The organism is Streptomyces globisporus C-1027 (assembly GCF_000261345.2).
Lineage (GTDB): Bacteria > Actinomycetota > Actinomycetes > Streptomycetales > Streptomycetaceae > Streptomyces > Streptomyces pakalii.
Genome location: NZ_CP013738.1, coordinates 7491679 through 7503756, shown reverse-complemented (window position 1 = coordinate 7503756; position 12078 = coordinate 7491679). Strand labels below are relative to the sequence as shown.

The following is a 12078-nucleotide window of genomic DNA, read 5'->3' as shown; positions in this document are numbered from 1 at the left end:
TCGTTGATGTCCCGCCGAGAGGGCGTGGACGTCCCCTTTCACATACATGGGAGTTGGCGCGTTGTCGGTCTGGGAGCAGTCGAGTACCGCGCGGGTGATGGCGCCCGCGCGCCCGCGGAAGCTGGCCAAGGTGCCGTTCGTCGAACTGGCCGACGGGCGGTTGCAGGGGGTCGTCTCCAGCGGGTCGGACATCGGGCGGGTGTATGTGTCGTCGGTGGCGGCGCGGACGTACGCGTTCGCGTGCAGCACCAACAACAACCGGCCCTGCGGCGGTGCGCGCGGCATGTTCTGCAAGCACATCCAGGCGCTCGTCGCCGAGGCGGTGCTGCAGTACGGCGCCGAGCGCGTCGCCCGCTATCTCGCGGTGGTGCCCCCGGACGGGGAACCGGACGCGCAGTCCCTCACCGCCGCCATGACCGCGACGCGGCCGGTGAAGGACGACTCCTCGGCGGCCGCCCAGGTGTTCAGCCGGTTCCTGCGGCACCTCGCCTATCTCGAACTGGCCCCGGTCACTTCGCCGCTGCCAGAGATGCAGTGGTTCCCACCGACGCGGGCGCTGGCCTGATGCGCGGGGATCTGCTGGCCGATCCGGTCGAGGGGCTCGACGAGGCGCTCGCCGCCGTGGACGCGTTCGACGGGGCGCTGGTGGCCGGTCTGCTGCGGCCAGGGGCCGTCCAGGCGGCCGCGGTCGCCGGACTCGCCGAGGCCGTCGCCGGGACGCCGCTGGCCGCGCGGGTCGCGGAGGCGGCGGAGCGGGCTGCGGCCGGGGCCGCCGGGGAGGAGCACTTCGTGGCGCTCGCCGCCGCGCGCGGTGCGCTGCTCGGTTCCGTGCACGACGCGTTGGCGCTGCGCATCGACGAGGCGGTCGGCAGGCCCGCTCCTGAGGGGGAGCCCTCTCCTGCCGTCGCCGGGGAGAAGTCGGCCCCGGCCGCCGCCGGGCCGGAGCGCGGGGCGAACCTCCACGCGGCGGCCCGCAGTTGGCTGTGCGACCTGGCGCGCAGCGGCTGGCGGGGCATCGACCACGAGCTGGTCGCCGGGGCCGCCCCGGTGGTCTCCGCGATGCTGCCCGTTCCGGAGCTGCGCCGCCGGGCGACGCTGCTCGACGGGTTCGCCGCCGAACTCGCCGCGTCCTGCCCCGGGGCGACCCTGGAGCGCGTTCCGATGCGCCGCTGGGCCGATCTGTGGTCGCGCGCCCTGCTGTTGACGGTGCCGGGCTCCGCCGGGGAGCGGTCCGACGGCTCGGTGACGGGTCGGCTGCTGCCGCTCGGCATCGATGTGCAGGAGCATGCGACGGCCGTCCAGGCCCAGGTCCATGCCGTGGTCGAGCCGGCGGACGGGGGTGCACCCCGCCTGGTGCGTGCCGGGGTGTCGGCGCCGAAGCCCGACACGGTCGTCGGGGCGGGGCTGTGGCAGCTGCTGCGTCCCCGGATGTCGTTGCTCGGTGCCGTGAGCGAGGGCCGCTCGATGGAGCTGGACGCCATGCCGGTGACCGCCGAGGGGGATCTGCTCTGGGACGACGAGCGGGCCCGTGCGGGTGAGCCGGCCGATCCCTTCGCCACGGCGCGGGTGAGGCTGTCCGCCGCGACGGCCGCCCGTGTCGCTCCGCTGGACCGGCATCCCGTGCGGATCGCCGTCCCGGTGCTGCTGGAGGGGTATGCCGCTCACAGCGAGGAAGGCCGCCTCACGTTCGATCTCGCCGGGCAGCTCCTGTCCGTGGACACCGACCGGATGCCCGCCGCCGGTCCGCTGACGACCGAGGCGGTCGCCGCCTCCCACGCCTGCGTCGGGCTGCTGCGCTGGGATGCCGGGGAGTTCCTCCTCCAGCCGCTCGCGGTCGAGACGACCGTGCGGAAGAAGACCGTCGCCGTGCACGCCGGTGCGTGGGCGGGCGGCACCACCGACAAGGCCGGTGTCCGGGCGGAGAAGGCCGCCACCGATGCCGTCGCCGTGCTGCGCGAGCGCGCCGGAAGGCTGTTGCGGAAATGACCGAGAACCTCACCGGGCAGTCGCCCGGCCTCGCCGCAGACCTGTCCCCTTCTGGGCCCGACCCGTACGAGAACCGCCGTCAGGTGCTGTACTGGCGGCTCCTGGCCCGTCTCCTCGACGGCGAGGAGCAGCCCGCCCTGGAGTCGGCGAGCCTGGGAGTGGTCGAGGACATCGGCCTGCCGTCCGCGCTGCTGGATCCCGGGACGTCGCTCGACTCGGTCGTACAGCGCCATCCCGAGCTGGCCGCCGAGTTCGACGGGCTGATGGTGCCGGAGGAGGCTGGAGAGGGCTCCCGTGACCGGGCGGCGGAGGTGCGGCGTGCCGCGCTGGTGTCGAAGGTGCTGCTGAATGTCTTCGCGACCGGTTCGAGCGCGGTGAGCGCCGAGCAGTTGGCGCGCTGGCAGTCCGATGCCGGGTGGCTGGAGCGTGCGCTGGGCTGTCCGCCGGGCGGGCTTCGCGGTGGGCGGGCCGGCGGCGCGGGCCTCGACGGCGGCGGCCTCGGGCCGGAGCTGGCGGCGATCGAGGCGGACCTCGTGGGGCGGATGCGGTTGCGGGAGGTGCTGGCCGATCCGGCGCTGGCCGCGCGGCTGACGCCGAGCATGTCGCTGATCGAGCAGTTGCTGCGGGACAAGGGCAACCTGTCGGGTGTGGCCCTGGCCAACGCGAAGTCCCTCATCCGGCGTTACGTCGACGAGGTGGCCGAGGTGCTGCGTACGCAGGTGGAGAAGGCCACCGTCGGCGAGCTGGACCGTTCGGTTCCGCCCAAGCGCGTCTTCCGCAACCTCGACCTGGACCGCACCATCTGGAAGAACCTGACCAACTGGAGTCCGGAGGAGGAGCGGCTGTATGTCGACCGCCTCTACTACCGGCACACGGTGCGCAGGACGACACCTCAGCGGTTGATCGTCGTGGTGGACCAGTCCGGTTCGATGGTCGACTCGATGGTGAACTGCACCATTCTCGCCTCGATCTTCGCCGGTCTGCCGAAGGTGGACGTGCATCTCATCGCCTACGACACCCGCTCGATCGATCTGACGCCGTGGGTGCACGACCCGTTCGACGTGCTGCTGCGCACCAATCTCGGCGGAGGGAACGACGGCCCCGTCGCGATGGCGATGGCGCGCCCGAAGATAGCCGAGCCGAAGAACACCGTCATGGTGTGGATCTCGGACTTCTACGAGTTCGACCGCTCCCAGCCGCTGTTCGAAGGCATCGAGGCCGTGCACCGCTCCGGGGTGAAGTTCATCCCCGTCGGCTCGGTGACCAGCTCCGGGCGGCAGGAGGTCAACCCGTGGTTCCGGGAGCGGTTCAAGGCCCTGGGCACACCCGTGGTCTCCGGGCACATCAACAAGCTCGTGCACGAACTCAAGACGTTCCTCACCTGAGGCCCCTCGGGGTGTGACCGCCGCCCGTCATCGCGTGCGCTCCCCCGTCGTGTCTCTCTTTTCCTTCTTTCACTTTCCCGCCTGTTCAGAAAGGCTTTCCGATGTCCGACGTGTTGCGTGCCCCCGCCGAGACCAAGTACGCCGAGGAGCTCGACTGGCTGGAGTCGATCGACGACAGCCCCAAGCCGTTCTCCTGGCGGCTCTCGCCGAAGATGGTCCGGCTGTTCATCCTGGGCTCCGAGCGTGCCGACGGTCTCGACCGGGAGATCTCGCAGAAGTGGTTCGGCGACCGGAGCTTCGTCGAGCGCTCGATCGTCACCCTCGCCTCCGACCGGGGTCTGCTGCTGATAGGGGACCCGGGCACCGGGAAGAGCTGGCTGGCCGAGCTGCTGTCCGCCGCGATCTCACGCAACTCCACGCTGGTGGTGCAGGGTACGGCCGGCACGACCGAGGACCACATCAAGTACGCGTGGAACGTGTCCATGGTCATCGCCAAGGGACAGTCGCGCGAGTCGATGATCCCGTCGCCGATCATGACCGCGATGGAGACGGGCGCCATCGGCCGGTTCGAGGAACTGACCCGTTCCACCAGCGACGTCCAGGACGCGCTGATCTCGATCCTCTCAGAGAAGTACATCTCCGTCCCCGAGCTGCAGAGCGACGGCACGGACGCGGGCGACAACATCGTCTTCGCCAAGCCCGGTTTCTCGATCATCGCGACCGCCAACAGCCGCGACCGGGGCGTGAACGACCTGTCGTCCGCGCTGAAGCGCCGCTTCAACTTCGTGCGCATCCCGGTCGTGACGAACAAGAAGAGCGAGGCGGAGATCGTCCGTTTCCGCACGGAGGAACTGCTGCGCCGTCACGCGATCGACCTGGACGTGCCGCCGACGCTCCTCGACGTGCTGCTCCAGAGCTTCGCCGATCTGCGGGCCTCGGCAGCGGCGGCGGGCAGCGACGACGAGAAGCTGGAGTCCTCGCTGTCGACGGCGGAGCAGATCGGCGTGCTGGAGGACGCGGTCCTGCACAGCAACTTCTTCGGCGAGCGCACGCTGACCGCCAAGGCCCTCGCCTCCTCGCTCGTCGGCTCCCTCGCCCGGCGCGACCCCGAGGACCTGGCCATCTTCAACAAGTACCTGCACGGTGTCGTCGAGCCGCGCAGCAAGCAGGAGGGCGGCTCCTGGCCGGAGTTCCTGGACGGCGGCCGCGACACGATCGCCACGCTGTCATGACCGGGTCCCCCACGAACGGGCCCGGCCGGACACCATCCACGAACGGTACCGGTCGGACACCCTCCACGAACGGGACCGCGCGGCCGTCCGCGATCAGCCCCGGGCAGGCGTCCTTCGCGGCGCTGCGCGAGCAGCTGCACGAGGCCGCGACCGCCTTCGCCGACGGGCCCGGCGCTCTGGAGGGCATCCTCCTCGGCATGGTCGACGACGTCGACCGGGCGGTGCGCGAACCGCTGGAGATCTTCCCGGTCTGCCACCACTCGCCCGCCTCCGCGCTGGCCATGGCCCGCCGGCTGCGAGAGAAGCAGCCCAAGGTCGTGTATCTGGAGCTGTGCGAGGACATGGCACCGCTCCTGGACGAGCTGCGCAACTGCCGCCTTCCGGTGGCGGTCCAGGCCTTCGCGAGCGACGTCGACGGGTTCCCCGCCGAGTGGGCGCCGCTGTCGGTCGTCGCCCCGATCACCGAGGCGTCCGCCGAGTACCAGGCCATCGCGTACGCGCTGGACACCCCCGGCGTCGAGCTGGTCCTCGTCGACCGGTCCTCGGACCACGTGTTCCAGTGGGACAGCCGCCACGGCGAGCGCACCCCGCTGGAGCCGTCCCCTCCGGCGGACGGGGTGCCGGAGCCCGAAGCCGCGCTGCACGGTGAGGCGGTGGGTGTGGAGATCGGCGACCTGCGGCCCCGCTTCGCCGAACTGGAGGAGCATCTGCTGCGCCACGGCAAGGTGCGGCACTGGTCGGAGTGGTGGCACCAGTACGTCGAGGTGCCGCTCGGCGACAGCGATCACGAGGCCTACCGCCAGGTGATGTTCCTCGTCGGCAGCCTGTTCCGGCGGCTCGCTCCCGGCGACGGGGACCGGGTCCGGGTGGACGAGGACCGCGAGCGGTACATGTGGACCCGGATCCGCGAACATCTGGCGGCCGACGGGGCGGACCCGGAGGACTGCCTGTATGTGTGCGGCGCCTTCCACGCGGCCAGCCGCGTCGAGGAGTTCGGGGTGGCGGGCAGCGGACCGTTCACCATCTCCCCCCGGTCCGCCACCACCTGGCAGCACGGGCTGATCCCGTCCAGCCACGCGGCGATCGAGGCGCAGTTCGGGCTGGCCCCCGGGTCGGTGTCGATCGCCGCGACCCAGTGGGCGAAGAACCTCAAGCGCACCCGGGTGCAGCCCTACCGGCTGGCCGGGCAGGACGGCGCGAAGAAGTCCCGCGCGACGAAGAAGGCCGCCCCCGCCGTCGCCGCTCCCCCGCCGGAGGCGGCCGAGGACCGGCTCTCCGGGTTCCTGCGGCGGCCGCCGGTCCTCGACACACTGGACGAGGCCGAGCTGCTGGGCTGGTCGGTGGACATCGTGCGCGCAGCACGGCGCAGCGGCTATCTGGCGTCGACCGCGGACGCCATCGCGGTGTTCGAGACGTCGATCCTGCTCGCCGGGATGCGGGACCGGGCCAAGCCCACCCCGTACGACTTCCAGGACGCGGCGATCACCTGCATCGAGAAGGACGCGGTGCCGGGGCGGCGCGACGTGCGGCGGCTCGTCGAGATCATGATGGGCGGCGACCGTATCGGCCGGGTCGGCTACGACGCGCTGCCGCCGCTGGCCCGCGATGTGCACGACCGGCTCGCCCCGCTGGAGTTGAAGCTCCAGCAGCGGGGTGTGCAGCGAGCCCTGCTGGACATGAACTCCCGCCCGGAGCTGGGGGTGTGCTCGGACGTGCTGTGGATGCTGCGCCGTCTGATGCCGCACGGCGCGGCCCGGCCGATCATGGGTGAGCGGAAGCTCGGCGAGCGGTCGATCCAGGAGTCGTGGGACCTGGCGCTGGGCACCCATCAGCGGGCGCTCATCGAGCTCGGGTACGAGGGCGTGAGCATCGAGCAGGTCCTCGAACAGCGGCTGCGCCGCGATGCGTACGGGCCGCGGGCGACGACGGCGGGCGTCCTCGCCGCCGTCGAGGACGCGACGCTGTATCTCGGCAGCCGTCGGCTCGCCGATGAGCTGGGCGCCCGCGCCCTGGAGGTTCTCGCCGCCGAGCGCACGGTGGACGGGGCCCCTGAGGTGCTGCGCCGGGTGCGGGGGCTGCTGGCGTACTACCGGACCGCCGAGCCGGTGCTGCCGCCGTGGGTGGAGTCGTTCGTCAAGGCCGGTTACGCCCACTACTGCACCTTGCTGCCGACGGCGTTCACCGACGAGGACGCGACCGTGGGGCAGGTGGCGGCGATGCTGGGCTTCCTGTTCAGCATGGAGAGCCTCGCGCTGTCCCTGGGCTGCGACCGGGCCCAGCTGGAGCTGGCCGTCGCCCAGTCCCGCCCCACGGATCCGGAGCGGACGGCGCTTCTGTGGGCGGCACAGGTGCAGCTCGGCGCACTGTCGCGGGCCGAGCTGCGGGAGCGCTGCGGTGAGCTGCTGGCCAACCCGATGGTGGTGCCCGCCTATCCGCGCTATCTGAGCGGATTCGTGCACGCGTTGGTGCCGGTGCCGGGGCTGGCGGACGTGGTGGTGGAGGCGGTGTCCAACGCGTTCGGGCGGCTGCCGGACCCGGTTCTGCTGCCCTGGCTGCCGAGCCTGATCACGACCCTGCGCGCCGGAGCTGCGGACTTGGCCCCGGTGTTGGTCCGGGAGGCGGGGCGGATCTTCCCGGCCCGGCTCGCGGCGCTGGACGCGTGGGTGCCGCCGTGGCGGGAGGCGCCGGAGGCGGATGCGCCGGGCGGCGGGGTGCGGGCGGCCGGTGGCGGGGGCCGTGGTGCCGCGCTGCTCTTCGCCCACCCGGGAACGCTCGACGCGGTCGCGGAGCTGCTGGGCTGCGACGGCACGTGGGCCGCTTCCGAGGAAGAGCCGGCGGGCCCGGCCGGCGCGGTACTGACAACCCGTCACCCGCATACCGCGATCGCGTGGGAGTCGCTGCTCACGGGCGCGTGAGGGTGGTGCGTGGTGCCGGGGCGGTCGAAGCCGCCCCGGCACCGGCCCGTCCGCCGCCCGGATTCCGGAGCCGTACCGTCGGCCCCTCCGAGCCCGGCACCGGCCCGTCCGTCCCCCTCAGAGCCCGATGCCGCCCGTGGCGTCGATGCTCTGGCCGGTGACCCAGCGGGAGTCCTCCGAGGCGAGGAAGGCCACGACGTCGGCGATGTCGGCCGGCTGGCCCATGCGGCCGAACACGGAGTGCGCGGCGAGAACCGCCGCGGCCTCGGGCGTCTCGCGTCGCCGGGCGTTCATGTCGGTCTCCACGAAACCGGGCACCACGGTGTTCGCCGTGATGTCACGCTCCGCCACTTCCTTTGCCACCGCAAGCGTCAACGTCTCCAACGCCCCCTTGGTCATGGCGTAGGTCACGGACTCCGGAAAGGACCGGTGGGCGGCGGCCGACGAAATGTTGATGATCCGGCCTCGGTCCCGCAGCAGGGTCAAACCCTGCTGGATGAGGAAGAGCGGTGCTTTCACGTTCACCGCGAACAGGCGGTCGAAAACCTCCGGCGATGCGTCACTTATGCGCCCCGATCCGCTCACACCGGCATTGTTGACCAGAATATCCAGCACCGGGTCTTCTCCCCGGTGCGCCATTCCCGCACCGAACCCCTCGTACAGTGCTTCGACGTCTCCAGGCACCCCCAGCAGGGAACCCACCGCGAAAGCCTGACCGCCCGCATTCGCGATCTCCTCGACCACTTCCTGCGCCACATCTCCCCGCACACCGTAGTGAACGGCGACCAGGGCTCCGTCGCGCGCAAGCCGCCGGGCAATCGCCCGACCGATGCCACGGCTGGCACCCGTGACCAACGCGACCTTTCCCGTCAGCGAACCCATGAATCGTTCCCCCTAGCTCGGCCCTTCCGCAGATTTCGCGAAACGCAGTCACTCTACCCATCGGCCACGACGGAATCCGCGACCGCGAAGTGGCGCACACCCCACCATCGGCGGTGACGGCCTGTGACGACCGATCCCCCTCGGGACCCCGCCGTCGGGGCGGGGCAGGCCGCGCCTGGCCTACAGCCCTGGCGTTCATCTGCTTGATATTGCGTGAAACGCTTGCCTAAAATGCAGCTTCGAGCATCTACCGCCGCGAACAGGGAGCACAGATGACGCACGTGGCTCAGGAGCTGGCCAGCCAGCCCGACTGCTGGCAGGTGGCCGCCGGCATGGCGGACGGGCTGGCCCATCGGCTTCCGGCGGCGGGCGAGCGCATCGCCGTGGTCGGCTGCGGGACCTCGTACTTCATGGCCCAGGCCTACGCGGCCCTCCGGGAGGGCAGCGGCCAGGGCGAGACCGACGCCTTCGCCGCGTCCGAGTTCCCGGCCGGGCGCCCCTACGACCGGGTCGTGGCCCTGAGTCGCTCCGGCACCACGACGGAGGTGCTCGGACTCCTCGGCCGGATCGGTGACACGACCCGCCGCACGGTGGTCATCGGCGACCCCGACACCCCGATGGCCGCCATGGCCGACGACACGATCGTGCTCGAGTTCGCCGACGAGAAGTCCGTCGTGCAGACCCGCTTCGCGACGTCGGCGCTGACCCTGCTCCGCGCCCATCTGGGTCTGCACAGCGACGCGGTCGTCGAGGACGCCCAGGTCGCGCTGGCCGAGCCGCTGCCCGCCGGGCTTGTGGAGTGCAGCCAGTTCACCTTCCTCGGGCAGGGGTGGAGCGTGGGGCTCGCCAACGAGGCGGCGCTGAAGATGCGCGAGGCCGCGCTCGCCTGGACCGAGGCGTACCCGGCGATGGAGTACCGGCACGGGCCGATCAGCATCTCCACCCGCTCCACCGCGACCTGGATGCTCGGTGAGGCCCCGTCCGGGCTGATGGACGAGGTGCACGCGACCGGCGCCCGCTGGGTGGCCGGCGGCCTCGACCCGCTGGCGGAGCTGGTCCGGGTGCAGCGACTGGCACTGGCCATCGCGAACGCGCGGGGCCTGGACCCGGACCGGCCGCGCCACCTCACCCGCTCGGTCATCCTCAGCACCACGGCCTGACGGCAGCGGCACGGCCTGGCGCACCGGGCCCCGCCCCTTCCCCGCCGATCGCTCCTCAGTCCCCCAGCCTCATCCCGGAGTCGCCATGCCCCTCGCCGCCACCGGCGATCTGATCGCCGAGGCGGCCGCACAGCACCGTGCGGTCGCCGCGTTCAACGTCATCACCCTGGAACACGCGGAAGCCATCGCCGAGGGCGCCGAGGCGGCGGGGTCGCCGGTGATCCTGCAGATCAGTGAGAACGCGGTCGCCTATCACCGGGGCCGGCCGCGGCCGATCGCGCGCGCCGCGGCGGAGGTCGCGGACCAGGCGGCCGTCCCCGTCTCCCTGCACCTCGACCATGTGCAGTCGACGGAGCTGCTGCACCGGGCGGCGGACTGCGGTTTCAGTTCGGCGATGTTCGACGCCGCGCGGCTGCCGTACACGGAGAATCTGGCGGCCACCCGCGCCGCCGCCGTCTGGGCGCACGAGCGGGGCCTGTGGCTGGAGGCCGAGCTCGGGCAGGTCGGCGGCAAGAACGGGGAGCCGCCGCTGAACGCCCATGCACCCGGGGCGCGTACGGATCCCGAGGAGGCGCGGTCGTTCGTCGCGGCCACCGGGATCGACGCGCTGGCCGTGGCGGTCGGCACCTCGCACGCCATGACCTCGCGGGACGCCGTCATCGACCACGAGCTGTTGGGCGGGCTGCGTGCGGCGGTGCCGGTTCCGCTGGTGCTGCACGGTTCGTCCGGGGCCTCCGACGAGGAGCTGGCCCGCGCCGTGGCGGGCGGGATCCGCAAGGTCAACATCGGGACCGCGCTGAACATCGCGATGACCGGGGCGATACGGGAGCGGCTGGCCCAGGACGACCGGGGCGTGGACCCGCGCCGGTATCTGGCGGACGGCCGGGACGCGATGGCCCGGACGGTCGCCCGGCTGATGGCGGTGCTGGCCCAGGGGCGGGTGCACGCCGCGTGAGAACCAGGACACCGGTGGCCGGCGGGCAGCGCGCCCGCCGGCCACCGGTGTCTTCACATCACCCCGGCTCCTCCGGTCCCCATTCCCGCAGCAGGGCCGTGAGGTCCGTCCGTACCCGCCGACCCGGGGCCGGTTCGATCGGCGCCGCCGAGGGCACGGCCAGCACCCGGCAGCCCGCCGCCTCCGCCGCGGCCACCCCGGTGGGGCTGTCCTCGACCGCCAGGCAGGCCTCGGGCGGAAGGCCCAGACGCGCGGCCGCCTTCAGATAGGGGTCCGGAAAGGGCTTGGGGCGGTCGCTCTCGCCGTCCGCCACCGTCGTGCGGAACGCCTCGCCGCCCAACGTACGCAGGACGGTGTCCACCACCCGGCGCGGCGAGGCCGACACCAGAGCCGCGGGCAGGCCCTCCCTCTCCAGCCGGTCCAGCAGGGCGCGTGCTCCGGGCCGCAGTTCCACACCCGCTTCTACAGCGGCGAGGAACGTGTCCTCCAGCTCGGTCTCCAGCCCGGCGACGGTGGTGGGATCCGGGCACAGCCGTACGAGGCCGGCGGCGGTGTCGGCGCAGGTGCGGCCGAGGACCGAGGCGCCCTCCTGCTCGGTCAGGTGGTGGCCGTGGGCGGCCGCGACGGCGCGCGACGCCTCCAGCCAGAGGGGCTCGGTGTCGACGAGGGTGCCGTCCATGTCGAGGAGGACACCGCGCGGCACGGTGGGCACCTCCCGGCCGTCGAGCGTCCAGTGCGCGTCGGGCGTACGGTCCAGGGCCGCGTACACCTGGGCGGCGACGTCCTCGTGCCGGACCGGGCGGGCGGGGCGGGCCCCGGCGGTGATGTCGGGGCCGGCGCAGGCGAGCCAGGCGGTGCGCTCGGCCGGGCTGTCGCCGCCGTGGCCGCCCTCGTCCCGGTGCCCGTGGTCGGTGACGACGAGGACGGTCCAGGCCTCGTTCCCGTAACCGGGCCGGGCGCGCAGGGCGGCGAGGAGGTCGCCCAGGCGGCGGTCGGCGGCCCGGACAGATGACTCGTACGCGTCGCCGCAGCCGAGGTGGTGGGCGGTCTCGTCGGGGGCGCCGAGGTAGACGAAGGATGCCTCGGGATCCTCCTGGGTGAGGACGGCCACCGCGTCGCGCTCGGTCGAGGCGTCGGCCTCCTCCCAGGCGGCCGGGGTGTCGGCGGCCGGTGCGTGGTGGGTGAGCCGGGCGGGGCGGCGGAACATCGGCCCGCCGTCGGCGACGGTGACCAGCGGTTCCCAGGCCGCCGCGACATAGGTGCGGCGGCCGTCCTGGCGGGCCAGGCGGGTGGCGAAGTCCGGGAAGACGCCGAGGCGGTGGCCGCTGAAGTCGTTGCTCCACACGGCGTGCTTGGTGACGCGGACGCCGGTGACGACGGTGGCCCAGCACGGGCCCGACATGGTGGGGGTGCCCTCCCCCACGGTCACCGGGGCCAGGAAGCCGGCGTCGGCCACCGCGTCGAGGTGGGGGGTGGGCACCCGGCGCAGGGTGTCGAGGCGCACTCCGTCGATGCCGACGACGAGCACGCGGCGGGCACGGGACATGGCGGGTCTCCCGGAGG

Annotated in this window: 9 protein-coding genes; 7 read left to right on the top strand and 2 right to left on the bottom strand. The window is 72.7% G+C overall.

Going from position 1 to position 12078, the window contains the following annotated elements; all coding sequences use genetic code 11:
• Window positions 1–46 precede the first annotated feature (46 nt).
• The 5 genes from WQO_RS33175 to WQO_RS33155 all read left to right on the top strand — a co-directional run bounded on the left by WQO_RS33175 (window position 47) and on the right by WQO_RS33155 (window position 7518).
• Window positions 47–565, top strand: a complete 519-nt coding sequence (locus WQO_RS33175) for a hypothetical protein (RefSeq protein WP_032748926.1) — start codon at window positions 47–49, stop codon at window positions 563–565.
• A complete protein-coding gene (locus WQO_RS33170; protein ID WP_032748946.1) occupies window positions 565–1986 on the top strand; it encodes a hypothetical protein in 1422 nt (473 codons plus the stop codon). The genes WQO_RS33175 and WQO_RS33170 overlap by 1 nt, the downstream gene beginning before the upstream one ends.
• Complete coding sequence (locus WQO_RS33165; protein WP_010062467.1) at window positions 1983–3371, top strand: VWA domain-containing protein; 1389 nt, start codon at window positions 1983–1985, stop codon at window positions 3369–3371. Before WQO_RS33170 ends, WQO_RS33165 begins: the two co-directional genes overlap by 4 nt.
• Before the next feature lie 101 nt (window positions 3372–3472).
• Window positions 3473–4603, top strand: coding sequence for an ATP-binding protein (locus WQO_RS33160; protein WP_010062466.1), 1131 nt, complete (start codon window positions 3473–3475; stop codon window positions 4601–4603).
• The gene (locus WQO_RS33155; RefSeq protein ID WP_237274193.1) at window positions 4600–7518 is read left to right on the top strand and encodes a DUF5682 family protein; all 2919 of its coding nucleotides are present in this window, start codon (window positions 4600–4602) and stop codon (window positions 7516–7518) included. The genes WQO_RS33160 and WQO_RS33155 overlap by 4 nt, the downstream gene beginning before the upstream one ends.
• 117 nt (window positions 7519–7635) lie before the next feature.
• Here the strand turns inward: WQO_RS33155 and WQO_RS33150 are convergent, their stop codons facing one another.
• Window positions 7636–8400 (bottom strand): SDR family oxidoreductase, encoded by a 765-nt coding sequence (locus tag WQO_RS33150; protein WP_010062465.1) that lies wholly within the window; start codon window positions 8398–8400, stop codon window positions 7636–7638.
• 272 nt (window positions 8401–8672) lie between these two features.
• Between WQO_RS33150 and WQO_RS33145 the strand changes: the two genes are divergently transcribed.
• Both WQO_RS33145 and WQO_RS33140 read left to right on the top strand, forming a co-directional pair.
• Window positions 8673–9560, top strand: coding sequence for an SIS domain-containing protein (locus WQO_RS33145; RefSeq protein ID WP_006129465.1), 888 nt, complete (start codon window positions 8673–8675; stop codon window positions 9558–9560).
• A gap of 85 nt (window positions 9561–9645) precedes the next feature.
• Window positions 9646–10515, top strand: a complete 870-nt coding sequence (locus WQO_RS33140; RefSeq protein WP_010062464.1) for a class II fructose-bisphosphate aldolase — start codon at window positions 9646–9648, stop codon at window positions 10513–10515.
• A gap of 58 nt (window positions 10516–10573) precedes the next feature.
• Here WQO_RS33140 and WQO_RS33135 read toward each other — a convergent pair whose 3' ends face one another.
• On the bottom strand, window positions 10574–12061 hold the full coding sequence (locus tag WQO_RS33135) for an HAD-IA family hydrolase (RefSeq protein ID WP_010062463.1): 1488 nt from the start codon (window positions 12059–12061) through the stop codon (window positions 10574–10576).
• Between the last annotated feature and the right edge of the window lie 17 nt (window positions 12062–12078).

What these genes read in the sequence shown, in the direction of transcription:
- WQO_RS33175 (WP_032748926.1), top strand. Translation starts at nt 47, where the DNA reads ATGGGAGTTGGCGCGTTGTCGGTCTGGGAGCAGTCGAGTACCGCGCGG.
- WQO_RS33170 (WP_032748946.1), top strand. Translation starts at nt 565, where the DNA reads ATGCGCGGGGATCTGCTGGCCGATCCGGTCGAGGGGCTCGACGAGGCG.
- WQO_RS33165 (WP_010062467.1), top strand. Translation starts at nt 1,983, where the DNA reads ATGACCGAGAACCTCACCGGGCAGTCGCCCGGCCTCGCCGCAGACCTG.
- WQO_RS33160 (WP_010062466.1), top strand. Translation starts at nt 3,473, where the DNA reads ATGTCCGACGTGTTGCGTGCCCCCGCCGAGACCAAGTACGCCGAGGAG.
- WQO_RS33155 (WP_237274193.1), top strand. Translation starts at nt 4,600, where the DNA reads ATGACCGGGTCCCCCACGAACGGGCCCGGCCGGACACCATCCACGAAC.
- WQO_RS33150 (WP_010062465.1), bottom strand. Translation starts at nt 8,400, where the DNA reads ATGGGTTCGCTGACGGGAAAGGTCGCGTTGGTCACGGGTGCCAGCCGT.
- WQO_RS33145 (WP_006129465.1), top strand. Translation starts at nt 8,673, where the DNA reads ATGACGCACGTGGCTCAGGAGCTGGCCAGCCAGCCCGACTGCTGGCAG.
- WQO_RS33140 (WP_010062464.1), top strand. Translation starts at nt 9,646, where the DNA reads ATGCCCCTCGCCGCCACCGGCGATCTGATCGCCGAGGCGGCCGCACAG.
- WQO_RS33135 (WP_010062463.1), bottom strand. Translation starts at nt 12,061, where the DNA reads ATGTCCCGTGCCCGCCGCGTGCTCGTCGTCGGCATCGACGGAGTGCGC.